Raw genomic sequence first — 23,560 nt, 5'->3', positions numbered from 1 at the left:
TTCCCCCCTGGGTCGGATCAGCCGTCAGTCCAGGGTGCTACCCGGGTGGCAGCCGGGCGAAACGACGCTCAGTTGTCGCGCGGCCGGGAGACGGTGCTGACCAGCCGCTCAGCGACCTCCCGCAACGGGATGGACAGCGACGAGGCGGCGCTGCGCAGCACCTCGAGGGCGTCCTCGGCGGGGCAGCCGCGCTGCGTCATGATCACTCCGACGGCGTGGCCGATCACGCCGTCGGCCAGCAGGGCGGCGTCCTGTTCACCGACCAGCGCGGCGCGCCGCTCCCGCTCTCGCACGGCGGCGAGCAGCAGGCCGGCGTGCTCGGCGAGCAGCATCGCCGTCAACTGGTGACCGGTGGAGAGCACGTCGCACTCGCCGGCATAGAGGTTGACCGCCCCGATCACCTGCTCGTCGATGTCGACCGGCGCGGAGATCACGCCGTGCACGCCGAGTTCCCGCGCCCGGGGCGTCCAGTCCGGCCAGCGGGACTCGGCGTCGAGGTTCTCGGCACCGACCATCTCCCGACGGCGGATCGCCTCCATCGCCGGGGTGTCCGGGCCATAGCTGAGGTCGTCCAACCCGGCGAGCGGGGCGTCGGAGGCGGCCACCCCGGCGGGCTCGCCGGCCCGCAGCGCGGTGAAGCCGCACCAGCTCACCCCGGCCAGAGCGTCACGGGTGATGCGTACCAGCGCGGTGAGCGCTGCGTCGAAGTCCTCCACCCCGATCAGCCCGGCGGTGAGTTCCCGCAACAGAGCTGCCGTCTCCAGGACGCCGAGGGTCTCGGCCGGCGGAGGGCTGGTCTCCAGGTTCACCGGCAGCCCGCCCCGGTTCCCGCGGCCAGCGTCGTCACCTGACTCCTCCTCGGTCTGCGCCTCGACCTGACGGCGGCTCCGGTAGCACGGACCCGCCCTACTACCCACCGAAACATGGGTCGAAACGGCGCAAACCGGAGCCCCTCCCAGGGTACGACGACCACCGGGAGGGGCGTGGCCGGGTCAGCGGGAACCGGCTCCCGACAGGCGACGGCCGACCGAGGCGATCAGTCGGTCCAGCTCGGAGCCGAACGGGTTGTCGTGCACCAGGTAGGTCCAGGTGGCACTGGGCCGGCTCAGCTCGGACTCGTCCGGCTCCCAGTCCTCGTCGAACTCGGTCTCCTCGAAGGTGGCCAGCGTGCGAGCCTCGATCTCGGGCACCAGGTTGGTGAACGCGGGCACGGCGGCGCGGTGGAACTCGTCCAACGGGTCGAGCCGACCCAGGGCCCGCAGGTGCACGCCCTCGCGTACCTCGGAAAGCTCGGCCAGGTGCGCGGCCCAGAGCCGGTCGAGGTGGTAGAGCGCGATCGACCGGGCGGCCCGGGCGAGCAGGTCCTCGTCCATCTCGCCGGCCTTGTCGGGCATCTTGTCCAGCAGCATCAGCGCCGCGACGTCACTGGTCAGCAGCCGCTCCCGCCGCTCGGCGAGCGCCTTGCGCTGCTGCTCGATGACCACGCTGTAGCGCCAGGTGTTGCGGTGGATCTCGTGGTTGACGCCTTCCGCGACCCGCTGCGCGTGCTCCACGGCGTAGTCCACCTGCGCGTCGGTGACCAGGCCGTCGGCGTTCATCCGGGGAGACGCCGGCACGGTGTCGCCGGCGTGCCGGACCACCAGGTCGTCCTCCAGGCTGACGAAGAAGACCGACCCGCCCGGGTCGCCCTGCCGCCCGGCCCGGCCCCGGAGCTGGTCGTCGACCCGGCGGCTGTCGTGCCGGCCACTGCCCATCACGTAGAGGCCGCCCAGCTCGGCGACCTGGTCGCGGTCGGCCTGGTCGCTGCCGCCGAGACGGATGTCCACGCCCCGACCGGCCATCTGGGTGGAGACGGTCACCGTGCCGTGGGCACCGGCCTCGGCGATGATCGCCGCCTCCTCGTCGTCGTTCTTGGCGTTGAGCACCACGCAGGGCACGCCGGCCGCGTGCAGACCGGCGGCGAGCTGCTCGGACTCCTTCACGTCGAGCGTGCCCACCAGCACCGGACGCCCGTCGGCGTGGCAGCGCCGGATCTCGTCGATCAGCGCCTCCTCCTTCTCGGCCCGGGTGGCATAGATGCGGTCCGGCTCGTCCACCCGCACACACGGGGTGTTCGGCGGGATCACCGCGACCTCCAGGCCGAAGAACTCCCGGAGCTGGTCGCCGACCAGCACCGCGGTGGCGGTCATGCCGCACACCTTGGGGTAGAGGCCGATGTACGCCTGCACGGCGATGGTGCCCAGCACCTCGCCCTCGGCGGTGGCGTCCAGCCCCTCCTTGGCCTCGACCGCGGCCTGGAGCCCGTCGGGCCAGCGACGCCGCTGGGCGACCCGGCCCCGCATCTCGTCGATCAGCTCGACCGTGCCGTCGCGGACGATGTAGTCCACGTCCCGGTGCAGCAGGGCGTGCGCGTGCAGCGCCACGTTCACCGCGGAGAGCTGCTCGACGTTCTCCTCGTCGTACAGGTCGATGCCGAGCTTGGCCTCGACGGCGGCCAGGCCGGCGGAGGTGAAGGCGGCACTGCGGCCGTCCTCGGCGACCGTGTAGTGCTTGCCCTTGCGCAGGCCACGGACCAGTCCGGCGGCCGTGTGCACGGGGTCCTGCTCGCCCGGCACCGAACCGGCGAGCACCATCGGCACCCGGGCCTCGTCGATCAGGATCGAGTCCGCCTCGTCGACGATGGCGGTGCGCAGCGGCGGCTGGACCCGGTCGGCGATGTCGGTGACGAGCTGGTCGCGCAGGAAGTCGAAGCCCGCCTCGCTGACCGAGACGTACGTGACGTCGCAGGCGTACGCGGCCCGCCGCTCGATCGGGGTGGACGCCTCGTTGACCCAGCCGACGGTGAGCCCGAGCAGCGTGTAGACCGGCTCCATCCACTGGGCGTCGCGGCGGGCCAGGTAGTCGTTGACGGTGAGCACGTGCACCGGACCGTTGCCGAGCCGGACGTGCCCGTACGCGGCGATGGCGGCGGTCAGCGTCTTGCCCTCACCGGTGGCCATCTCGGCGACCTTGCCGGAGAGCAGCGACATCGCGCCGAGGAGCTGGACGTCGTACGGCCGTTGGTCGAGGCCACGACGGGCGGCCTCGCGGCCGAGCGCGCAGATCTCCTCGTAGCTCGACGCGGCGTCGGCGGCCTCGGTGAGTTCGGCGTCGTCGAACGCCGAGACCTTCTCCTCGCGGGCCTCGATGGCCGGCAGCAGCTTCTCCAGCGGGGCCAGATCGACCGTGGTCCCCGGGCGCTGGAGGAACCGGCGGAACCTGGTCTTCAACCGTTGCGACACACCCATGAGCCGCAACGGTACGCGACCGGAGGCCGGTTGTGACGGCCCGACCGGCGTGCCGTCGCGTGAGCCGGCCCCCTCGACCGCTCCCCCGGCCGTCTGGAGACGGTGACTGCGCAGGTCAGCGCCGTTTCGGACGCCGCGCGGTCCCGGCGGCGTTCCTCGTCGGGTACGTGCCCGGACCGCCCGCAATCAAACGTTCATCCGACGGGAACGTGCCCGGAGCACGGTGGTGATCAAGCTGGGTGATGGATCCGATTAGCGTGCGGGGGGCTGGGAAATCCGACTCCCGGTCTTCCCGCGACGATCAGGGGGTGCCTGTGCGGAACACTGAATCTCTGGTCTCGCCCGTGGTGGAGGCCTGGGCCACGTATCGGACGACCTCGGCGGCCGACTGGCCGACGCGGCGGCTGCTGCGGGCCAAGGGCGACAGCCGGGTCAGCGTGGTGCTGCCGGCGCGCAACGAGGAGGCCACCGTCGGGGCGATCGTGTCGACCATCCGCGAACACCTGATGGACCGGGTGCCGCTGGTCGACGAGCTGATCGTGGTCGACTCGCGGTCCACCGACCGGACCGCCGAGGTGGCGCGGGCGGCCGGCGCCGAGGTGGTCGGCCAGGACGCGATGACCCAGGGCCTGCCCCGGCTGACCGGCAAGGGCGACGCGCTCTGGGCCGGGCTGGCCGCGGCGGAGGGTGACGTGGTGGCGTTCGTCGACGCCGACCTGCGGGAGTTCCGCCCGCACTTCGTCACCGGGCTGATCGGCCCGCTGCTCACCGACCCTTCGGTCGACTTCGTCAAGGGCTTCTACCACCGGCCTCTGATCAACACCAGCGGGGTGGAGGCCGACGGTGGTGGCCGGGTGACCGAGCTGATGGCCCGACCGATGCTCAACCTGTTCTGGCCGGAGCTGGCCGGTTTCGTGCAGCCGCTGGCCGGTGAGTACGCCGGCCGCCGCGAGGTGCTGGCCCAGGTGCCCTTCGTCTCCGGTTACGGCGTGGAGACCGCGATGCTGATCGACCTGCTGGAGCTCGTCGGGCTGGACGCGCTGGCCCAGGTCGACCTCGGCGAGCGCAAGCATCGGCACCAGGACACCGCCGCGCTGGGTCGGATGTCCGCGCAGATCATGCTCACCGCCTGGTCACGGTTGCAGCGCCGGGGCTGGGCCAGCCCGGACGTGCTGCCCACCGCGCTGCTCACCCAGTTCCGCCGGGGCGGTTCCGACGCGCTGCCGAACCTGGACCGGGAGATCGTGGTCAGCGACGTGTCGGTCCAGGAGCGTCCGCCGCTGGCGGAGCTGCGGCACCGGGTGCCGCGACGCCGGGTGGCCGCCGCGTCGTGACGCCGCTCGTCGCGGTAACGCTCCCACGCGGTACGAGTGGGTGACCGCAGCCCGGCACGGTTTCGCCCGACGGACGGCCGGGTAGTTGGCAGACCTTGCGGCGGGCGTAGAAGCGGGCGAGACAAGTCGAGGGCGGAGATGGCGAGCCGGATCACCTGTGAGGTAGCCGACGGAGCACCAGTCACGGTCCTCCGGCTCGCCGGCACTCTCGACCTGACCACCACGCGAGAGGCGTACTGCGTGCTGGACCGGTGCCTGTCGGCCCAGCCCGACGCGCTGGTGGTGGACCTGTCCGGGCTGCGGGTGGAGGATCCGCTGGCGGTGTCGGTCTTCGTCGCCGCCGCGCGCCGGGCCGCCGGCTGGCCGGTGGTGCCGATGGTGCTCTGCGCGCCGGGCCCGACGGCGGACTCGCTGACCGACTCGACAGCCTGCCGGGTGGTGCCGATGCGAGGCTCCTGCGACGAGGCGACCCGGGTGGCCGGCGCGTCGGCCGTACCCCGGCTGCGGGTGCGGCTGGAGCCGGTGGCGGCGGCCTGCCGGCGGGCCCGGGAGCTGGTCGTGGACGCCTGCGCGCGGTGGAACCTGCCGGAGGCGGTCGGCCCGGCCTCGGTGGTGCTCAGCGAGCTGGTCGGCAACGTGGTCCGGCACGCCGGCACGCCGATGCAGGTGACCGTGACGCTGCGGCGGCCGTGGCTGCACCTGGCGGTGGTCGACGGCAGCAGCGCGCCGGCCCGACCCGGCCGGTCCGGGCACCGCGACGAGGGCGGTCGGGGCCTGCTGCTGGTACGCGAGCTGACCGACCGCTGGGGCACCGCGCCGGCCGGTGACGGAAAGGCCGTTTGGGCCACGCTGCCGGCCAATTGACCGAAATTCCCCCTCTCGCCTGGTTACATGGTCGACGGGGCGGGTAGCCACGCCCGTCCTTTTGCGTCGTCAGCGGGGTGAGAGCGCATGCCCAAGCGGGTAACCACCGAACCCGGACAGGACCGAGGGCCGGCCATCCTGGCCCCGGCCCGATTCGGCGGCTACCCGGGCCCGCTCCGCACGCCACTGCCCGGCGCGAAGCTGGTCAGGTTCCTGGCCACCACCGACCACAAGCAGATCGGCCTGCTCTATCTGCTCACCTCGTTCGGCTTCTTCGTGCTGGCCGGGATCGAGGCGATGCTGATCCGCGCCGAACTGGCCCGCCCGGGTCTGCAGTTCCTCTCGCCGGAGCAGTACAACCAGTTGTTCACCTCGCACGGCGCGGTGATGCTGCTGCTGTTCGCCACGCCCGCCGCGTTCGGGTTCGGCAACTACATCGTGCCGATCCAGATCGGCGCGCCGGACGTGTCGTTCCCCCGGCTGAACGCGCTGGCGTACTGGCTGTACCTGTTCGGCGGGCTGATGGTGATCGGCGGACTCTTCACCCCGCAGGGCTCGGCGGACTTCGGGTGGACCGCGTACACGCCGTTGAGCACCGTGGAGCACTCCCCCGGCGTCGGCGCGAACATGTGGGTGGTCGGCCTGGTGGTGTCGGGTCTGGGCACCATCCTCGGCGCGGTCAACCTGATCACCACGATCCTGACCCTGCGTGCGCCCGGCATGACCATGTTCCGGCTGCCGATCTTCACCTGGAACATGCTGTTCACCAGCGTGCTGGTGATCCTGGTCTTCCCGCTGCTGGCTGCCGCACTGCTGGCGCTGACCGCCGACCGGCTGCTCGACGCGCAGGTGTTCAACCCGGACACCGGCGGGCCGATGCTGTGGCAGCACCTCTTCTGGTTCTTCGGGCACCCCGAGGTCTACATCATCGCGTTGCCGTTCTTCGGCATCATCACCGAGGTCATCCCGGTCTTCTCCCGTAAGCCGATCTTCGGTTACACCGGCCTGGTGCTGGCCACCATCGCGATCACCGTGCTGTCGATGACGGTGTGGGCGCACCACATGTTCGCCACCGGCCAGGTGCTGCTGCCGTTCTTCAGCATCCTGAGCTATCTGATCGCGGTGCCGACCGGAGTGAAGTTCTTCAACTGGATCGGCACCATGTGGAAGGGGCAGCTCACCTTCGAGACGCCGATGCTGTTCTCCATCGGCTTCCTGGTGACCTTCCTGCTCGGCGGCCTCACCGGCGTACTGCTGGCCAGCCCGCCGGCCGACTTCCACACCCACGACACCTACTTCGTGGTGGCGCACTTCCACTACGTGGTCTTCGGCACGGTGGTCTTCGCGCTCTTCGCCGGCTTCTACTTCTGGTGGCCCAAGATGACCGGGCGGCTGCTCGACGAGCGGCTCGGCAAGATCCATTTCTGGACCATGTTCGTCGGCTTCCACGGCACCTTCCTGGTGCACCACTGGCTGGGCAACGAAGGCATGCCCCGCCGGTACGCCGACTACCTGCCGACCGACGGCTTCACCACGCTCAACACGATCTCCAGCGTCTTCTCGTTCGTGCTGGGCGCGTCCACGTTGTTCTTCATGTGGAACGCGTGGAAGTCGTGGCGGTTCGGCGCCCAGGTGACGGTGGACGACCCGTGGGGTTTCGGCAACTCCCTGGAGTGGGCGACCACCTGCCCGCCACCGCTGCGCAACTTCGACCGGATGCCGCGGATCCGCTCCGAGCGACCGGCCTTCGACGCCAAGTACGGCGAACTCGTCTCCGACCTGGGTCGCGACCTTCCGCAGCGGACGGTCAAGCCGCCGCAGGACTTCCGCGACGAACTGCACCGCGAGACGCACCCGCCCGAGTCGCCGGCGGCCGGCGGCGCACACGGCGCGCCGGAGGCCGAGGCGTACCAGCCCGCGCCGCAGTCCGGGGCCCGGCCGGTGCAGGTGCCGACGCCGGAGGAGGTGCGTCGTCCCAGCTTCGCCGACACCGACGAGCCGGAGGACAACCCGCTGGGCGCCGAGCGCCGGGAGCAGAACGACCGGTGGCGGCACCCGCGCGGGCGCGGTGACGGCACCGAGAACTGAGCCGGATCGCATGCCGATCGGGGTGCGCGGGGGAAAGCGTTAGGAGGGGTCCCCTGCTATGCACGAGGCGTTAGCAGGGGACCCCTCCTTACCGAACTGTCGTCCGCGCCGTCTTCGTGGTCTCGGACTCGGCCGGGCCGTTCTGCCACGGCGGCGGCGCGTCGGCGAGCATCGCCTGGCGCAGCCAGGTCAACGCCCGGGACAGCAGCCGGGACACGTGCATCTGGGAGATGCCGAAGCGGGCGGCGATCTCGGCCTGGGTCTGGTTGCCGTAGAAGCGCATCGCCAGGATCCGCCGTTCCCGCCAGGGCAGCCGGTGCAGCAGTCCGCTGACCGTCACCCGGTCGTCGACGGACTCCAGCGCGATGTCCGACTCGCCCACCAGGTCACCGAACTCGGCCGAGCTCTCCCCGCCGACCGGCGCGTTGAGCGAGGCCGGGCTGTAGCCGGCCGCCGACTCCAGCGCGGCGAGGATCTCCTCCTCCGGCGTCTCCAGCCGCTTGGACAACTCGGCCACCGTGGGCGCGCGGGACAGCTCGCTGGTCAGCGCCGCCGTCGCCTGTCCGACCTCCAGGATCAGGTCACGCAGTCGGCGGGGCACGTGCACACCCCAGGTGCGATCCCGGAAATGCCGCTTGATCTCACCCACGATGGTGATCGCGGCGTACGCGGTGAACGAGCCGCGTTCCGGGTCGTACCGGTCGACGGCGTTGACCAGCCCCAGACGGGCCACCTGTTCCAGATCCTCCAGCGGTTCCCCGCGTCCCCGGTAGCGCCGGGCCAGCCGGCCCGCGAACGGCAACGCGAAGCGGACCAGGTCGTCCCGCGCCTCGTGGCGGCGCTCGGGCGGCAGCCCGGCGATCCGCGCCGCGTACGCGAGCGCCGCCGCGTCGAGATCCTCCAGTCCCCGATCCGTGGGTGGTGGTGTGGTCGTGGTGGTCTGTCCGAACATCCGCGCCTCCCTCAGGAAGGACCCCCGCCCGGATTCGTGGACACCGGGCACGCGCGTGGACACGCACGGGCCGAAAAGTGGGTTCGTGATTGGGATGCCAGCGGGCGACGCCACGCCACGGCACAGGTGATCAGCCTGTCGCAGCCGGCGGTGTTCCCGCTCCGTAGGTACTCAATCACGGCGGCACGGGTTCGCGAGGATGTTTCGTCAGCCCCGCCTCAACAGATGAGCAGGCCGAGCGGGGTGCCGCTGGCGCGCAGCGCGGCCAGGGCGTCGGGCACCGCCAGCGGCGGGGGGACGGGCAGGTCGTACGGCTGGGCGCGGAGCACCTCGGTGGCCCGGCGGGTAGGCACGGAGGTGACCGGGTAGCCCCGGGCGGTGGCGCGGTCCAGGGACCGGCGGCGACGACCGAACCCGGCAACGGCCAGCCACTGCGGCAGCCCGGCCAGCGCCGGCGAGCGCACCCCGGGCGGCTCGGGGAGCACGTCCACCGAGGCGAACGGCTCGCTGCCGGCCAGCCACCACTCGGCCTGCTCGACGCTGCGCCGGGTGGCGTTCTCACACCAGTACGGCACCATCCCCGCCCGTACCACCTGCCACGGGTCGAGCAGTCGGCCGCATTCCACCACCAACCGGTCACCGGTCTTGCCGGCGGCGCGCAGCCAGCGCCGGTACAGGTCGGCCACGGCGGCGCTGAGCACCTCCGGTCCCGGGAACAGCAGCCGGTGCACCGGTCGTCCGGCGCGGGCGGTCCACTCCCGGACGGCGCGGTCCAGACCGGGCTCCACCCCGTGCTCGGCGGCGGCCGGCGGGGCGGAGATCTCCGGCGGATCCCAGTTCACGCCGTCTCCCCCGGCCGAGCGCAGCACCTGCCGCAGCGCGTGGCTGTCCGGGTGGAAGTCGACCGGTTCCAGCCCGCTGGCCGGGGAGCCGACCTGGAAGCTGTGCCCGTCGGCGGCGTCGTGCACCGGCCAGGTCCGCGCGTCGCTGAGCACCAGCACCGGCGCGCCGGGCGTCAACCGGTCGGTCAGGAACCGCCGGTACGCGGTCGGCAGCGTCCGCCAGCGGGCGGTCAACGAGACCGTGACGCCGGCCAGCGAGCCTCGGCTGGCCGGGCAGTGCACCTGACGTACGTGCAGGTCGGGGTTGCCGGCCAGCAGCCGTCCGGTGAGGGCGGCGCCGTGATCCAGTGCGGCGCGGGGGCGGTCCACCGCGCCGCGCGGCCAGTGCGCGGTCATCTCGAACCCGGCGGGCAGCCACGGCATCCCGAGCGCGGTCGCCAGGTGGGCGGCGGCACCGTGCGGCGAGCCCAGCAGCACCCCGGGGTACCGTCCGCGCGGGTACTGGTCGACGAACCACCCGGCGACCCGGGCGGCGTCGACCTCGGCGGCCTGCCCGGCGGTCAGGGCCACCCGACCGGCGGTACGCGCGGCGGCGGCCCGACGGATCGGGTCCGGGGTGCCGGCGAAGCGGGACACCGGCCCGACGTGACCGAGATCGGCGCAGTCGGCGCCGCGGAGCGCACGGGCGATGGCCGCGACGAGAATCCGGGAGGTGCTGCCCACCGCGACCACCCGGTCGCCGGCCAGCCCCGCACCCGCTGCCGTGAGTCCCGGTCGCGATCCTCGCGCCGGCCCCACCGTGCCCCGTTCGCTCACGCGGCCCGGCTTCCCGCCCGGATGCGGCTTAAACAGGGCATCCCTCCACCGAGCGGGATCAATCAGGTGATCTTCGTCCGTCCACCCCGACGGTGTGCAACGCCCCGGGGAGGCCCACGCCGCCCGGACCGACCACCAGTTCCAGCAGGCACGGCCGATCCGCGCCGAACGCCTCGGCCCCGGCCGCTCCGATCAACTCCGGTCGGTCGACCCGGATGCCGCGCAGACCCAGCAGGCGGGCCCAGCCCGCGTACGGGACGTCGTCGGCGGGCGGGTGGGGCGGCTGCGCGTACCGGGGGTGCCCGGAGCGGGTGTTCAGCACCAGCAGCACCAGGCGTGGGTCGGTCCACGCCGCCCGGTGCCGGGCGACGGCGACCAACTCGGCCAGCCCGGAGGCGCGCATCCCCTCGTCGGCCACGACGGCGAGCACCGGGCGGTCCGGCGCGGCCAGCTTGGCGGCCAGCGCGTACGGCAGGGCGGCGCCGGGCGCACCATCGGCGCGCAGCACCTCGACCCCGGCCGGTACGCGCAGGTGGCGGGCGTACCCGGCGACGCTGCCGCCGCCGTCCACGGTCACCGCGCCGCCCGCCGGCAGCCGGGTGACCAGGTCGTCGAGGGCCTGCCCCGGGTCGACCGCCCAGCGGTCGTCCCCGGGCGGACGGTGACCGGACGCGTCACCGGGCAGCACCAGGCAGACCGGGCCGCCGCCGCGCAGCGCACTGCCCAGCGCCTCGTCCACCAGCTCCGGCACCCGGGCCGGGTCGGCGGCGTACCGGACGTGCCGGCACGTGCCGGCGAAACGGGGCCCGTCGTCGCGGTGTCCGTCGAGCTGCTGCTCGCCGAGCACCGCCAGCACCGGCAGGCCGGACCGGCGGGCGGCGTCGAGACCGCCGAGCAGCCCCAGCGCGTCCGGCCCGCCGTCGGAGAGGCAGACGCCGACCCCACCGGCGAACCGGGCGTGCCCGGCGGCCATCAGCGCGGCGCTCTCGGCGTGCCGCACGGGGACGAACTCCGGGTCGCCGCCGGCCGCGCGCACCGCCTCGACCAGTGGCGCGGTCGCCGTGCCCGGCGCGCCGTAGACCCGCGCGACCCGCCAGGCCAGCAACCGTGCGACGACCGCGTCCGCGACGGCCGGGTCAGGCACCGCCCCGTCCCGGGGTGACCGGGTCGACGTAGCGCAGCACCGCGCCGACGCCCTCCACCAGCTCCGGAGCCTCGTCCGGACCCAGCACGGTCAGCTCGGCGTCGGTGCCGACCAGTGCCCGCACCAGCGCCGCGTCGGCGCGTACCCGGGCCGGGTCCGACACCGTGGCGAGCTGGCTCGGGTCGGTGGCGATGTCGGTGGCCGCCGGACCAATCCAGAGTTCCCCGTCGGCGGACGGGTCGTCCACCAACAGCATCGTGTCGACCTGGTTTCGTTGCAGCGCGGCGACCACGGCGTCGAGTCCGGCGCCGACGTCCTCCTGCGTGCCGAAGCGGTCCAGCGCGGCGGTGACCCGCTGGTCGGCCACCTCGGCGATGGTCTGCACGGTCAGGTCGTCGAGCAGGCTCTGGTCGGCCCCCTCGGCCCGGGAACCGGCGTCGGTGCGGACCACCATGTCCTGCCAGCGGGCCGGCATCTGGGCGGCGATCATGCCGGTGGCCCGGATGTCGCCGGCCACCACGACCACCTCGGCGCCGACCCGTTCGGCCAGCTCCACGGTGGCGGCGGTGACGTCGCCCGCGTTGTGGTGCCACGCCTCCATGGCGGCGCGCTGGTAGCGCGACTGTGACCAGCCACCGGGCTTGACCCGGCGCAACGGGAAGCTCTCCCGACCGGTCACGTGCGCCCGCCGGGGCACCCCACCGGCGCTGACCGACATCGCGTCGGCGCCGGTCCGGTCGGCCAGCACCCGCACCCACGCGACCTGCTCACCCCGTTGGGCCAGCAACGGCATCACGTGCGGCAGCGGCGCGTACGCGGCCAGGTCCCGCCGGGGTGGCGCGGACAGGTACTCGGAGAGCACCACCCGCCCCTGGGCCCCGAAGACGGCCAGCCCGTAGTCCCCGGGCATCGGATCGTGGCCACGCACCACCCGGTCGATGGCGGCGATGGTCGGTTCGTCGGCACCCTGCTCGGCGAGCTGCTGTTGCAGACCGCGCCAGCGCAGGTCGAGTGCGGCGTGGGCGTCCTCGGTGTCCAACGAGGCGTCCAGGTAGACCGAGCACCACGGACCCGGGCGCTGGTAGAGCGGGCGCAGGAAGGACAGCTGCATGCTCGACCCCTTTCCGGCTCGGCCCACCGCTTACCCGCACCACCCGGCTTGTCACCTGCCGGCAACCGCGTGACCGGTTTTCATTCACGTCGTTCAACCCCGAGGATCGATACGATCTGTAGGCGAAATCGGACTCTGGGTGGTGGACATGGACACGACGTCGTACTCCCGGCGCAGCCTGCATCCGACGGGTCGGATCCTCACCGCGCAGATCGTGCGGCTGATGGACGGCTACCCGCGAGAGGTGCGCGTGGGGCAGCCGGTGCTGGTGGTGGTGGTCGCCGCCGCCGGGTTGATCGGCCTGCTCGCCAAGCTGGTCCGGGCCGCGCTCAGCGCCGGGTCCGGCACCGGCCGACGCAGCTTCAAGGAACTGAAGAAGGGGCCGGAGTACCTGGTCACCCCGGTCCGCCTGCGCGACTCGGACGGCAAGTTGTACGAGGTGGAGCTGCACGGGCACCTGCCGCAGAGCGCGCTACACCCGGCCGACCACGTCCAGCTCACCCTGCGCGACCAGGGCGACCCGGACCTGGCGCCGAAGATCGAACGGATCGTCAACCTGACCACCGGTCAACTGCTGCGGCCGCGCACCGCCACCGTGTGGTCGCACCTCGGCCCGCCGCTGCTGCTCCAGGCCATGCTGGGCCTGCTGCTCCTGGCCGGGCTGGCCGCCTGCACCGCGCTGACCTGAGCCTCAGCCGACCGGGGCGGGCTCCCGCTGCGGCGCGGACGTGGTGTCGAGCATGCCGCGTCGGCGGGCCCAGCGCTCGAAGACGATGGTGGCGAACGGCGGCACCGCGCAGGCCAGCGCCACCACGGTGGCCGTCAGGCTCCACCGGTTCACCCGGGCCACGGCCAGCACCAGCAGCCCGTACACCACGAAGAGCGCACCGTGGATCGGGCCGAACACCTTGACTCCCAGCTCGTTGTCGGGCGGGCCGTACTTCGCCGCCATCCCGGCCAACAGGCCGGCCCAGGAGATCGCCTCCGCGATCGCCGCCACCACGAACAGCCGGGTCACCTTTTCGCGCACGTCAGCCATGGTATGTGCCGCCGGATCCGCGAAACGCACGCGGTCGGGGCTTCCGCCCGGATGCATGGACGCGTCACGTCGGGGGTACCAGGGGTGACAAGGTGGTGACCATGGGCGAGGAAGTCGGCGCGCAGACCTTCAGTCGCCAGGATCGGGCTCGCTACCGGGACAAGGTGCGGCGCTGTCTCGACGTCTTCGCCGAGATGCTGCGGGAGTCCCGGTTCGACGTCGACCGGCCGATGACCGGCCTGGAGATCGAGCTGAACCTGGTGGACGAGGACTCCATGCCCACCATGCGCAACACCGACGTGTTGCGTGCGGTGGCCGACCCGAGTTTCCAGACGGAGCTCGGGCAGTTCAACGTCGAGATCAACGTGGCGCCCCGGCGGCTGACCGGCACCGGCCTGGCCGAGTTCGAGCAGAGCGTACGGGCCAGCCTGAACGCCGCCGACCAGCAGGCCCGGACGGTCGACGCCCGCCTGGTGATGATCGGCATCCTGCCGACCGTACGCCCCGAACACCTGACCGCCGCGACGCTGTCGCCCAATCCCCGCTACGCGTTGCTCAACGAGCAGATCTTCGCCGCCCGGGGCGAGGACCTGCGGATCTCGGTCAACGGCGTGGAACGGCTGTCGGTGACCGCCGACACCATCACCCCGGAGGCCGCCTGCACCAGCACCCAGTTCCACCTCCAGGTCTCCCCGGCGCAGTTCGCCGACTACTGGAACGCCGCCCAGGCCATCGCCGGGATCCAGGTGGCGCTCGGTGCGAACTCGCCGCTGTTCTTCGGCCGGGAACTGTGGCGCGAGACCCGCATCCCGCTGTTCCAGCAGGCCACCGACACCCGCCCCGAGGAGATCAAGACGCAGGGCGTGCGGCCCCGGGTGTGGTTCGGGGAACGCTGGATCACCTCGGTCTTCGACCTGTTCGAGGAGAACGTGCGCTACTTCCCGGCCCTGCTGCCGGTCTGCGACGACGAGGACCCCTCGGAGACGCTGGCCGCCGGTGGCGTACCGAACCTGGCCGAGCTGCGGTTGCACAACGGCACGATCTACCGCTGGAACCGACCCGTCTACGACGTGCACCGGGGCCGCCCGCACCTGCGGGTGGAGAACCGGGTGCTGCCGGCCGGGCCGACCGTGCTGGACACCGTCGCCAACGGCGCCTTCTACTTCGGACTCGTGCGGGCACTCGCTGAGGCGGACCGGCCACTGTGGTCGCAGATGTCGTTCAGCGCCGCCGAGGAGAACTTCAACACCTGCGCCCGGCACGGCATCGACGCGCGCGTCTTCTGGCCCGGCCTGGGCTACCTGCCCGTCACCGAGTTGGTGCTGCGTCGCCTGCTCCCGCTGGCCCAACAGGGCCTGGACCACTGGGGCGTCGACCCGGACGAGCGGGACCGCCTGCTCGGCGTCATCGAGCAGCGCTGCCTCACCGGACGCAACGGCGCGAGCTGGCAGGTCGCCACCCTGCACCGGCTGGAGTCGACCGATCAACTCGACCGGCCGGAGGCGCTGCGCGAGGTGCTGCGGCACTACGTGGAGCTGATGCACAGCAACCGCCCGGTCCACGAGTGGCCGATCCCCTGACGACCTCCCGACACAGAGAGTGACCGGACAGGCGCGGGCACTAGCGTAGGAGCGACTTCCTTCCGCCGGGTCGAGAGGATCCGCCGATGCCTCCGTCACACCGACACTCCGTCACCCGTCTCGTCGTACCGCTGCTCGCGCTCGCCCTCGTCGGCGGTGCCCTCCAGCCCCTGCCCGCCGCCGCCGGCCCGCGCACCGGAACCGCCACCACCGGCGAGCTACGGACCACGATGCGGGACGCCGCCACCGGCGCCGACGCCCGCGGCTGCCTGCACCTGGTCCCGGTCGACCGGGACCCGCTCACCGTCGTCGCCATCGGCGAGGAACAGGTCGGGCGGCTCGCCGGCTGCACCGGGACCGAAGGCGGCGCGGTGGTCGTCACCGCCGTGCCACCCGGCCGCTACCGCCTGCTGGCCCGCCCTTACGAACCCCACCACGGACTCCAGTGGGTCGGCGCGCACGGCGGCACCGGACAACGGGAGAAGGCGACGGTCGTCACGGTGCGGGCCGGCCGGACCGTCACCGCGCCGACGGTCCGCTTCGACCCGGCGGGCGCGGTGACCGGCCAACTGTCCCAGCCGGACGGAACGCCGCTGCTCTACTACGCGAGCGTCTCGACGATGCCGTTCGTCGCGCATCCCAAGTACGGCAGCCCCGGCGCCATCAACGACGAGAACGGTCGATACACGCTGACCGGCCTCGGGCCGTACCACTGGCCGTTGTACTTCACCGCGAACCACATGGCCAGCCAGTGGTCCGGCGGCACCGCCGACTGGCGCGAGGCCCGCACGGTCCGGGTCCGCGCCGGTCGGACCGCCACCCTCGACCAGACGCTCAGCCCCGGCACGGTGCTCAGCGGCACCGTCACCGCCCCGGACATCTCCTACTACGCGCAGGTGATCGCGTTCCACTCCCGCACCGGTGACGTCGTGGGCGTGTCGGACGCGGGCTCCGAGTACACGCTGCGGCTGCTGCCGGGGCAGTCGGTGGTGCTGCGCTGCGACTGCGCGTACACGCCGAGCCGGTGGTATCCGAACGCCGCGCAGATCGGCGGCGCCCAGTCCCTACGGGTACGCGGCACCCCGTTGACCGCGCACTTCGACTTCACCGGTGCCGCCGTGCCGTGAGCCCGGTTCAGCGCAGGGCGGCCAGGGTGAGCGTGGTCGCCCGAGCGAGAAGGGCGTCGTCCGACTCGGCGTCCTTCTCGCCACGGCTGGAGAGCACGGCCAGCACGATCGGCGGCCGGTCCGGCGGCCAGAGCACCGCGATGTCGTTGCGGGTGCCGTAGCCGCCGGAGCCGGTCTTGTCCCCCACCACCCAGCCGTCCGGCGCACCCGCCCGGATCGTGGAGTCGCCGGTGGTGTTGCGGCGCAGCCAGTCGACCAGCAGCGCGCGGTCGGCGTCGGGCAGCACGTCGTCGACCGCGTACGCCCGCAGCGAGGTGGCCAACGCGTGCGGCGTACTGGTGTCCCGGGTGTCACCCGGCCGGGCCTCGTTGAGCGCGGTCTCCCGGCGGACCGGTCGGGTCACGTCGTCGCCGACCGCGCGCAGGGCACGCTGGAATCCGGCCGGACCGCCGAGCCGGTCGAGCAGCAGGTTCCCGGCGGTGTTGTCGCTGTAGCGCACCGCCGCGTCGGCGACCTCCCGCAGCGTCATGCCGGTCGCCACGTGCCGCTGCGTGATCGGCGAGTAGGTCACCAGGTCGTCGCGGGAGTACCGGACCACCGAGTCCAGTTCCTCGGGCTCGGTCGCGTCCAGCACCGCCGCCGCCGCGAGCGCCTTGAACGTCGAGGCGTACGCGAAGCGCTCGTCGGCCCGGTGCGCGACGGTGCGTCCGGTGCCGGTGTCGACCGCGTACACGCCGAGCCGGGCGTCGAACTCCCGCTCCAGCGGGGCGAAGTCCACCGTCACCGGCGCGGCCGACGTGGGTGACGCAGCGGTCGGGGACTGCGGTGCCGGTGGGGGTGTTGGCGCGGTCGAGGTGCCCGACGAGCATCCGACCAGCAGGACGGCGAGCAGGACGGCGAGCAGGACGGCGAGCAGGACGGCGACGGCAGCGGCGGTACGGCGGGAGGTGCGGGGCACGGTGGTCCTTCCGACGGCGGCCGGCCGACCGGGTCACCCCGGTCGGCCGTCCCCAGCCTGACACGACCCCGGCCCCGGCTTAGCACCTCGCGTCCACGGCCCTATCCGGACCGCTACCGGAACAGCGTGGCGCGCCCGTCGCGGCTGCCCACCAGCCGACCCCGGATGTCCAGGTCGTTCACCTGGTCGGCGGTACCGAGCCCCCGGGTGAACAGGTCGACGGTGCGACCGGCCCACCACAGCACCGGTCGCTGCTCGTAGGAGGGGGTTTCGCTGTATCCGAGAACCAGGCCCAGGTCGTTCACGTCGGTCGCCCAACTCCTCGGGCCGCCCAGCGTGCCCAGGTCGGTCAGCACCCCGGCGCGCCAGCGGAAGGCCCGGCTGCCGCCCCAGCCGACCACGTGGCCCAGGTTGTTGATCGCCATCGCGTGGAGACCGATCTGGGTGACGACGCCGTCGCGCAGCCGGCCGCCCACGCAGGTGCACGGGTAGTCGTACGGCGGGACGTTGAACGTGCCCACCACGTCGCCCCGGTTGTTGAGCCCGTCGGTCGTCTCGTAGAAGTCCTGTCGGCCCAGGTCAGTGAAGACGCCGTCCTGCCACAGGAAGCGGTGCGGGATGTCGGTGGGCGGGTTGCTCAGCCCGAGCACCTGCCCCCGGTCGTTGACGGCCACCGCCTCGCTGTAGTCGCCGCCGAGGGTGCCCAGGTCGATCATCTGACCGTTGCGCCAGAACACCGCCCGGGTGATCCCCTCCGGCCCGGTCGAGGTGCCGACCACGTCGCCGCGTTCGTTGACGTCGACGGCGGTGGACTCCAGGTACCCCGGTAACACGCCGAGGTCGGTCATCACCCCGTTGCGCCACACGAACGCGTGCCGGGCGCCGCCGGCCGTCAGGCTCCAGCCGACGACCGTGCCCCGGTCGTTGGTCGCAGTGGCGGCGCTGGCGGTACCGCCCAGGGTGCCCAGGTCGACGGCGCGGTAGGTGAGCGGGGTGGCGGAGGCGGCGGAGGCGGGCAGGACGGTCAGCGCGGACGCGACCAGCACGGTCGCGGTGACGGCGGCGGACAGGCGGGTCGACAACCTCAACGGGTCCTCCTCGGGAAGCGGGTGACCGGTCGGCGCCGCCTCTCACCGAGCGTGGACGAAACACGACCGGACGACTACGCACAGTAGAGCGCGCGCCGCGAGAAGGTCACCTCGGTCGATCGGCCATCGATCGATGGCCGCGCGCCGCCCAGTCACACCGTCCCGGTCGCCGGACGTACCGCCGGACTCGGCGCGGTCGACGCGCGGCAGGGGATCAGCCGCCCGCCTGCCACACCTTCCAGAGGCCGTAGAGGGCCGAGACGCCGAGCGCCACGGTGCCCAGCAGGACCGCCTGACGGCGCTGCGCACTCGGACGTACCTGGGCGACGACGGTGGCCACGTAGAGCACCGCCACGATGATCGTCCAGGCCCACGCGGTGGAGATCCGTTCGTCGACCCGGCAACCGGCGGGCGCGGGATGGATCGCCGGGCACACGTCGACGCGCGGCACGGCCAGATACCAGAAGCCGGCCCAGGCGAGGACCGCGACGACGCTCGCCACGGCGACCGCCAGCCAGGGTCGGACGGCTGCGGGCACGGCCACCTCCTTCGGGACACCCGGGGCGTCGGACGTGCGGGACACCCGGGGGCGGCCAGCGTACCGGTCGCGGATCTTCGTGCCGGAGACGGCACCGCCCGCCGTCGACGGTGGGTGACCGTCGACGGCGGGCGGATGAGCCTGGTCGGAGCCCCGGCGGTCAGTCGACGCCGAACTCCATGGCGGCACGGTCGAGGGCCGCGTCCTCGGTCGAGGAGACGCCCCGGGAGGCGATCGCCTCCGCGCCGCCCTCCGGCATCGCCCCGATGAGCCCGGTCGAGGCGGCCTGCGCGGCACCGAGCACCCGCTGCGGCGCGCCGCCGACCATGCCCAGGTTGGCGTACTGCTCCAGCTTGGCCCGCGAGTCGGCGATGTCCAGGTTGCGCATGGTGAGCTGGCCGATCCGGTCCGCCGGGCCGAACGCCGAGTCCTCGGTACGCTCCATCGACAGCTTGTCCGGGTGGTAGCTGAAGGCCGGGCCGGTGGTGTCCAGGATCGAGTAGTCCTCGCCCCGACGCAGCCGCAGCGTCACCTCGCCGCTGACCGCCGTGCCGACCCAGCGTTGCAGCGACTCGCGCAGCATCAGCGCCTGCGGGTCCAGCCAGCGCCCCTCGTACATCAGGCGGCCGAGACGGCGACCCTCGTTGTGGTAGTTCGCCAGGGTGTCCTCGTTGTGGATGGCGTTGACCAGCCGCTCGTAGGCGGCGTGCAGCAGCGCCATGCCGGGCGCCTCGTAGATGCCCCGGCTCTTGGCCTCGATGATCCGGTTCTCGATCTGGTCGGACATGCCCAGGCCGTGCCGGCCGCCGATGGCGTTGGCCTCCAGCACCAGGTCCACCGCGCTGCCGAACTCCTTGCCGTTGATCGTGACCGGGCGGCCCTGGTCGAAGCCGATCGTCACGTCCTCGGTGGGGATCTCCACCGCCGGGTCCCAGAACCGGACGCCCATGATCGGGTTGACCGTCTCGATACCGGTGTCCAGGTGTTCGAGGGTCTTCGCCTCGTGCGTGGCGCCCCAGATGTTGGCGTCCGTGGAGTACGCCTTCTCGGTGCTGTCCCGGTAGGGCAGGCCGCGCTCCTGTAACCACTCGGACATCTCCGTGCGGCCACCCAGCTCGGTGACGAAGCTGCTGTCCAGCCACGGCTTGTAGATCCGCAGTTGCGGGTTGGCCAGCAGGCCGTACCGGTAGAAGCGCTCGATGTCGTTGCCCTTGAAGGTCGACCCGTCGCCCCAGATCTGGACGTCGTCGGCGACCATCGCGCGCACCAGCAGCGTGCCGGTGACCGCGCGCCCCAAGGGCGTGGTGTTGAAGTACGCCCGCCCGCCCGAGCGGATGTGGAAGGCGCCGCAGGTCAGCGCCGCCAGCCCCTCCTCGACCAAGGCTGCCCGGCAGTCGACCAGGCGGGCCAGCTCGGCGCCGTAGCTGAGCGCGCGACCGGGCACCGAGGCGATGTCGGGCTCGTCGTACTGGCCGATGTCGGCGGTGTAGGCGCAGGGCACCGCGCCCTTGTCGCGCATCCACGCGACCGCGACCGAGGTGTCGAGGCCGCCGGAGAAGGCGATGCCGACACGTTCACCCGTGGGCAGGGAGGTAAGAACCTTGGACACAAGGAAGAGTATGCACCACCCCGCATACCCATGCAAGTTGGCGGCGCAAGGAAGGGCCCCCTACTAACGCCTCGTGCATAGCAGGGGTCCCCTCCTTACATCCGGGTGCCGGCTGCCTCGCGGAGGGCGGTGATCGTGGTGCGTACGGCGGGCGTGTCCGCGACGGCGTCGTGCACCACCACGTGGATCGAGCGCATCGGCGTCGGGCGGACCACCCGGATCGGGGTCACCCCGTCGGGCAGGTGTGCGGCGCCGAGCGCGGGCAGCACCGTGAGGCCGATACCGGCGGCGACGAAGGCGAGCGCCGTCCGGTAGTCGTGCGCCTCGACCCGGAACGCCGGGCTGAATCCGGCGGCGGTGCACGCTTCGAGGAGTTTGGCGCGGCACCAGCCTCGGGCGAAGTCGTTGTCGACCCAGCGTTCCTCGGCGAGTTCGGCCAGGTCCACCTCGTCGTGGCCGGCGAGGGGGTGCCCGGCGGGCAGGACGGCCACGTAGGGGTCGTCGACGATGTGCTGGGCGGTGAAGCCCGTACCGGGCTCGAAGCCGGGGTCCGCCACGACCACCTGGACGTCGGCGCGTTCCTCCCGGCTGTCCGGGATGTGTTCCCGCAGTTGCAGGTCGATCCGGACGCCGGGGAGTTCGGTGAGGATGCGCCGCACCACCAGCGGCATCCACGCCTCGCCCACCGACGCGAAGTACGCGATGGAGAGCGAGCCGGTGCGGCCGGTCCGCAGGTCCGCGATCAGCGACTCGGCCGCGCCGACCCGGGCGAGCACCCGGTCCGCCTCGGCGGCGAGGGCGTGGCCGGCGGCGGTGGGCCGCAGGCCCCGACCGGCGCGGGCGAGCAGGGTGAGGCCGGTCTCGCGTTGCAGCGCGGTGAGGTGTTGGCTGACGGCGGAGGGGGTGTAGCCGAGGTTGACAGCAGCGGCGGCGACGGAGCCGGACGCGACGACGGAACGGAAGACCCGGAGGCGGTGGACGTCGAGCACCCCACAACCGTAAAGCAGAACTTAACAGTCGTGAAGAAACAGTCGCTGGTGCTGAATCGTCGGGCGTTCGAGAATCGTTCCATGACGCTCACCGACGCCCCCACCAGGGCCGCCGCCGACAGGCCCCGTGGCACGGCGTACCCCCGACCTGTGGCACCGCGCCGTCGGTCCTGGCCGATCCTGGCCGCCGCCGGGACCACGGTGGTGCTGTGGGCCTCGGCGTTCGTCGGCATCCGCTTCGCCGGACACGACTACTCGCCGGGCGCGATGGCGCTGGGCCGCATGGTGGCAGCATCCGCCGCGCTGACCCTGTTCGTCGTCGTCACCCGACGGTTCCGGGTCCTGCACACCGACGTGGCGGCGCCCCGCCGGGTCGCCGTTCCCCGGGGCGGCACGCTGGGGCTGATCGTGCTCTGGGGCGTGGCCTGGTTCGGCGGGTACAACGTGGCGCTGAACGCCGCCGAGCGGCTGGTCGACGCCGGGACGGCCGCGCTACTGGTGGCGGTCGCACCCATCCTCGTGGCGATCGCCGCGACGCTGGTCCTCGGCGAGCGGCTCACCGGCCGCCTCGGCGTCGGCGTGACGATCGCCTTCGCGGGCGTGGCCCTGATCGCCGTCGGCGGCTTCACCGGGCACGCCGACCCGGTGGGCGTCGCGCTGGCGATACTCGCCGCCCTGCTCTACGCCTTCGGCGTACTGCTCCAGAAGCGTCTCCTGGCGCGGGTCGACGCGGTGACGATGACCTGGCTCGGCGCGTCGGCCGGGACGGCGGCCCTGCTGCCGTTCGCGCCCACGCTGCTCGCGGAGTTCGCCGCCGCCCCGCTCCCGGCGACCCTGGGCGTGCTGTTCCTCGGCGTGTTCCCGACCGCGATCGGCTTCCTCACCTGGGGTTACGTCCTGTCCCGCTGGACCGCGGGCCGCACCACCGCCGCGACCTACCTGGTCCCGCCGGTCACGGTCCTGCTCTCCTGGACGCTGCTGGGTGAGGTACCGGCGCCGCTCGCCCTGCTGGGCGGCGCGCTCTGCCTGACCGGCGTGGTCTTCGCGACGCGCCGCTGACCCCGAACCCTTGGCTCCCACCCGCCGCGCCTCACGCAGGGCGCGTGGCCCCGCTCGCGCCCCGAAGTGTGCCCCCTCGGCTCCTTTCGAGCTGACGGCGTAGACGGATCAGCAGCACCGACCGACCTCGCCGTGAGACCTCCCACCGTCGGCACCCGGGCCGTTACCGTCGGTTCGTGACCTGGACCGAGCCTTCCGTCTGGTACGCCAACCTGCCGACCTTCCACGCCTCGGCCGGTGCCCTGATCACCGACCCGGCCGGTGACGTCCTGCTGGTCAAGCCCCGCTACCGCGACTACTGGGCGTTCCCCGGCGGCGGCATCGAGTCCAACGAGTACCCGCACCATGCGTGCGCCCGCGAGGTCCACGAGGAACTGGGCCTCACGCTGCCCGTCGGTGACCTGCTCGTGGTGGACTGGGCACCACCCGACGGTCCGCGCCTACGCTCCCTGATCCACTTCACCTTCGTCTGCGGCACGCTCACCGGCACGGAGCGCTTCGACCTGCCCGAGGACGAACTGACCGAGGCCGGCTTCTTCCCGCCCACCGAAGCCGAGAAGCGCCTCCCCGCCGCAGTGGCCCACCGGATCAGCGCCGCCCTCCACGCCCGATCCCGACGCAGGCCGATCTACCTCCCCGCCGACCCCACCCCCGCAGCGCCCAACCCGGCAACCACGATCGAAAGAGCCTGACGGATCGCCGAACCCCTGGGCCGAACGATCGCCGACCAGGGTGGCCGGGCGCGCCACACCGGCCGGGGCCGGTGGCCTCCGCGCGATCGCACCAGAAGCGGTCATGGGAACCAACTCCCCAGGCCCACGCGCTCGCCTCCGCCGCAAGATCACCCTCGATCCGGGATCGAGTGGTCATCGTCGCGCTTGGGTGCCACTCGATCCGTGATCGAGCGTGATCAGCTACTCCGAAGAGTCGTGCACGCTCATCGCATCGTCACCGACTCGGATCGCCGCTCGACCAGGCGGGGACCCGCCGGACGTAGACCGAGCTCGGCGCCGGTGTGCACGTGCCGCCGTGCCTCTGCACTCGGACCTGTACGCCGACAGGCGCGGACAACCGTGCACCGACGGGAGGGGTCTGGTCGAGTCGGGGGGCAGCAGCGGGGGCGGGACCGGTCGTA

Annotated in this window: 20 protein-coding genes; 8 read left to right on the top strand and 12 right to left on the bottom strand. The window is 72.6% G+C overall.

The window, feature by feature from the left end:
- Window positions 1-68 precede the first annotated feature (68 nt).
- Together ACIBO1_RS18085 and secA2 are read right to left on the bottom strand one after the other, a co-directional pair.
- Entirely contained in the window at window positions 69-809 is a 741-nt protein-coding gene (locus tag ACIBO1_RS18085; protein ID WP_396747814.1) for an ANTAR domain-containing protein, read from the bottom strand.
- A 183-nt stretch (window positions 810-992) separates the two neighbouring features.
- Window positions 993-3,287 carry an accessory Sec system translocase SecA2 gene (secA2, locus tag ACIBO1_RS18080; protein ID WP_350697362.1) on the bottom strand — a complete coding sequence of 765 codons (2,295 nt, stop codon included), beginning with the start codon at window positions 3,285-3,287 and terminating at the stop codon, window positions 993-995.
- Window positions 3,288-3,634: 347 nt separating this feature from the next.
- Between secA2 and ACIBO1_RS18075 the strand changes: the two genes are divergently transcribed.
- The 3 genes from ACIBO1_RS18075 to ctaD all read left to right on the top strand — a co-directional run bounded on the left by ACIBO1_RS18075 (window position 3,635) and on the right by ctaD (window position 7,573).
- A complete protein-coding gene (locus ACIBO1_RS18075) occupies window positions 3,635-4,621 on the top strand; it encodes a glucosyl-3-phosphoglycerate synthase (RefSeq protein WP_396747812.1) in 987 nt (328 codons plus the stop codon).
- Window positions 4,622-4,759: 138 nt separating this feature from the next.
- Window positions 4,760-5,485 (top strand): ATP-binding protein, encoded by a 726-nt coding sequence (locus ACIBO1_RS18070; protein WP_396747718.1) that lies wholly within the window; start codon window positions 4,760-4,762, stop codon window positions 5,483-5,485.
- Window positions 5,486-5,572: 87 nt separating this feature from the next.
- Window positions 5,573-7,573: a cytochrome c oxidase subunit I gene (ctaD, locus tag ACIBO1_RS18065; protein WP_396747715.1), complete on the top strand. Its 2,001-nt coding sequence runs from the start codon at window positions 5,573-5,575 to the stop codon at window positions 7,571-7,573.
- An 88-nt stretch (window positions 7,574-7,661) separates the two neighbouring features.
- Here the strand turns inward: ctaD and ACIBO1_RS18060 are convergent, their stop codons facing one another.
- The 4 genes from ACIBO1_RS18060 to ACIBO1_RS18045 all read right to left on the bottom strand — a co-directional run bounded on the left by ACIBO1_RS18060 (window position 7,662) and on the right by ACIBO1_RS18045 (window position 12,438).
- The gene (locus tag ACIBO1_RS18060; protein WP_396747712.1) at window positions 7,662-8,525 is read right to left on the bottom strand and encodes a SigB/SigF/SigG family RNA polymerase sigma factor; all 864 of its coding nucleotides are present in this window, start codon (window positions 8,523-8,525) and stop codon (window positions 7,662-7,664) included.
- A gap of 218 nt (window positions 8,526-8,743) precedes the next feature.
- Window positions 8,744-10,165, bottom strand: a complete 1,422-nt coding sequence (locus ACIBO1_RS18055; RefSeq protein ID WP_396747810.1) for a hypothetical protein — start codon at window positions 10,163-10,165, stop codon at window positions 8,744-8,746.
- Window positions 10,166-10,241: 76 nt separating this feature from the next.
- The gene (locus ACIBO1_RS18050; protein WP_396747709.1) at window positions 10,242-11,327 is read right to left on the bottom strand and encodes a thiamine pyrophosphate-binding protein; all 1,086 of its coding nucleotides are present in this window, start codon (window positions 11,325-11,327) and stop codon (window positions 10,242-10,244) included.
- Window positions 11,320-12,438, bottom strand: coding sequence for a Vms1/Ankzf1 family peptidyl-tRNA hydrolase (locus ACIBO1_RS18045; RefSeq protein ID WP_396747706.1), 1,119 nt, complete (start codon window positions 12,436-12,438; stop codon window positions 11,320-11,322). The genes ACIBO1_RS18050 and ACIBO1_RS18045 overlap by 8 nt, the downstream gene beginning before the upstream one ends.
- A gap of 148 nt (window positions 12,439-12,586) precedes the next feature.
- Between ACIBO1_RS18045 and ACIBO1_RS18040 the strand changes: the two genes are divergently transcribed.
- Window positions 12,587-13,126 carry a hypothetical protein gene (locus tag ACIBO1_RS18040; protein WP_396747703.1) on the top strand — a complete coding sequence of 180 codons (540 nt, stop codon included), beginning with the start codon at window positions 12,587-12,589 and terminating at the stop codon, window positions 13,124-13,126.
- A 3-nt stretch (window positions 13,127-13,129) separates the two neighbouring features.
- Here ACIBO1_RS18040 and ACIBO1_RS18035 read toward each other — a convergent pair whose 3' ends face one another.
- Entirely contained in the window at window positions 13,130-13,477 is a 348-nt protein-coding gene (locus ACIBO1_RS18035; RefSeq protein ID WP_131054293.1) for a DUF3817 domain-containing protein, read from the bottom strand.
- Between the two features lie 101 nt (window positions 13,478-13,578).
- Between ACIBO1_RS18035 and ACIBO1_RS18030 the strand changes: the two genes are divergently transcribed.
- Both ACIBO1_RS18030 and ACIBO1_RS18025 read left to right on the top strand, forming a co-directional pair.
- Complete coding sequence (locus ACIBO1_RS18030; protein WP_396747699.1) at window positions 13,579-15,057, top strand: glutamate--cysteine ligase; 1,479 nt, start codon at window positions 13,579-13,581, stop codon at window positions 15,055-15,057.
- Window positions 15,058-15,143: 86 nt separating this feature from the next.
- Window positions 15,144-16,184, top strand: a complete 1,041-nt coding sequence (locus ACIBO1_RS18025; protein WP_396747696.1) for a hypothetical protein — start codon at window positions 15,144-15,146, stop codon at window positions 16,182-16,184.
- A gap of 7 nt (window positions 16,185-16,191) precedes the next feature.
- On the opposite strand, the gene bla is transcribed toward ACIBO1_RS18025, so the two are convergent.
- From bla to ACIBO1_RS18000, 5 genes are all read right to left on the bottom strand, one after another.
- Window positions 16,192-17,100, bottom strand: coding sequence for a class A beta-lactamase (bla, locus tag ACIBO1_RS18020; RefSeq protein WP_396747808.1), 909 nt, complete (start codon window positions 17,098-17,100; stop codon window positions 16,192-16,194).
- A 155-nt stretch (window positions 17,101-17,255) separates the two neighbouring features.
- On the bottom strand, window positions 17,256-18,230 hold the full coding sequence (locus ACIBO1_RS18015) for a hypothetical protein (protein WP_396747693.1): 975 nt from the start codon (window positions 18,228-18,230) through the stop codon (window positions 17,256-17,258).
- 214 nt (window positions 18,231-18,444) lie between these two features.
- The gene (locus ACIBO1_RS18010; RefSeq protein WP_396747690.1) at window positions 18,445-18,768 is read right to left on the bottom strand and encodes a hypothetical protein; all 324 of its coding nucleotides are present in this window, start codon (window positions 18,766-18,768) and stop codon (window positions 18,445-18,447) included.
- A gap of 160 nt (window positions 18,769-18,928) precedes the next feature.
- Window positions 18,929-20,377: an argininosuccinate synthase gene (gene argG / locus ACIBO1_RS18005; protein WP_396747687.1), complete on the bottom strand. Its 1,449-nt coding sequence runs from the start codon at window positions 20,375-20,377 to the stop codon at window positions 18,929-18,931.
- 95 nt (window positions 20,378-20,472) lie between these two features.
- Window positions 20,473-21,366 carry a LysR family transcriptional regulator gene (locus ACIBO1_RS18000; protein WP_396747684.1) on the bottom strand — a complete coding sequence of 298 codons (894 nt, stop codon included), beginning with the start codon at window positions 21,364-21,366 and terminating at the stop codon, window positions 20,473-20,475.
- Window positions 21,367-21,447: 81 nt separating this feature from the next.
- Here ACIBO1_RS18000 and ACIBO1_RS17995 point away from each other — a divergent pair, with 81 nt between their 5' ends.
- Together ACIBO1_RS17995 and ACIBO1_RS17990 are read left to right on the top strand one after the other, a co-directional pair.
- Window positions 21,448-22,425: a DMT family transporter gene (locus ACIBO1_RS17995; RefSeq protein WP_396747681.1), complete on the top strand. Its 978-nt coding sequence runs from the start codon at window positions 21,448-21,450 to the stop codon at window positions 22,423-22,425.
- A 176-nt stretch (window positions 22,426-22,601) separates the two neighbouring features.
- On the top strand, window positions 22,602-23,117 hold the full coding sequence (locus ACIBO1_RS17990) for an NUDIX domain-containing protein (RefSeq protein ID WP_396747678.1): 516 nt from the start codon (window positions 22,602-22,604) through the stop codon (window positions 23,115-23,117).
- The last annotated feature ends 443 nt before the right edge of the window (window positions 23,118-23,560 follow it).

This window comes from Micromonospora sp. NPDC049903, from assembly GCF_044460945.1.
Classification (GTDB): domain Bacteria; phylum Actinomycetota; class Actinomycetes; order Mycobacteriales; family Micromonosporaceae; genus Micromonospora.
Note: the sequence above shows the minus strand (reverse complement) of the source record. Positions and strands in the feature narration are given on the sequence as shown.

Excerpts from the sequence above, each read along its gene's own strand:
- secA2 (WP_350697362.1), bottom strand. The coding sequence starts at position 3,287 with ATGGGTGTGTCGCAACGGTTGAAGACCAGGTTCCGCCGGTTCCTCCAG.
- ACIBO1_RS18070 (WP_396747718.1), top strand. The coding sequence starts at position 4,760 with ATGGCGAGCCGGATCACCTGTGAGGTAGCCGACGGAGCACCAGTCACG.
- ctaD (WP_396747715.1), top strand. The coding sequence starts at position 5,573 with ATGCCCAAGCGGGTAACCACCGAACCCGGACAGGACCGAGGGCCGGCC.
- ACIBO1_RS18060 (WP_396747712.1), bottom strand. The coding sequence starts at position 8,525 with ATGTTCGGACAGACCACCACGACCACACCACCACCCACGGATCGGGGA.
- ACIBO1_RS18045 (WP_396747706.1), bottom strand. The coding sequence starts at position 12,438 with ATGCAGCTGTCCTTCCTGCGCCCGCTCTACCAGCGCCCGGGTCCGTGG.
- ACIBO1_RS18040 (WP_396747703.1), top strand. The coding sequence starts at position 12,587 with ATGGACACGACGTCGTACTCCCGGCGCAGCCTGCATCCGACGGGTCGG.
- ACIBO1_RS18035 (WP_131054293.1), bottom strand. The coding sequence starts at position 13,477 with ATGGCTGACGTGCGCGAAAAGGTGACCCGGCTGTTCGTGGTGGCGGCG.
- ACIBO1_RS18030 (WP_396747699.1), top strand. The coding sequence starts at position 13,579 with ATGGGCGAGGAAGTCGGCGCGCAGACCTTCAGTCGCCAGGATCGGGCT.
- ACIBO1_RS18025 (WP_396747696.1), top strand. The coding sequence starts at position 15,144 with ATGCCTCCGTCACACCGACACTCCGTCACCCGTCTCGTCGTACCGCTG.
- ACIBO1_RS17995 (WP_396747681.1), top strand. The coding sequence starts at position 21,448 with ATGACGCTCACCGACGCCCCCACCAGGGCCGCCGCCGACAGGCCCCGT.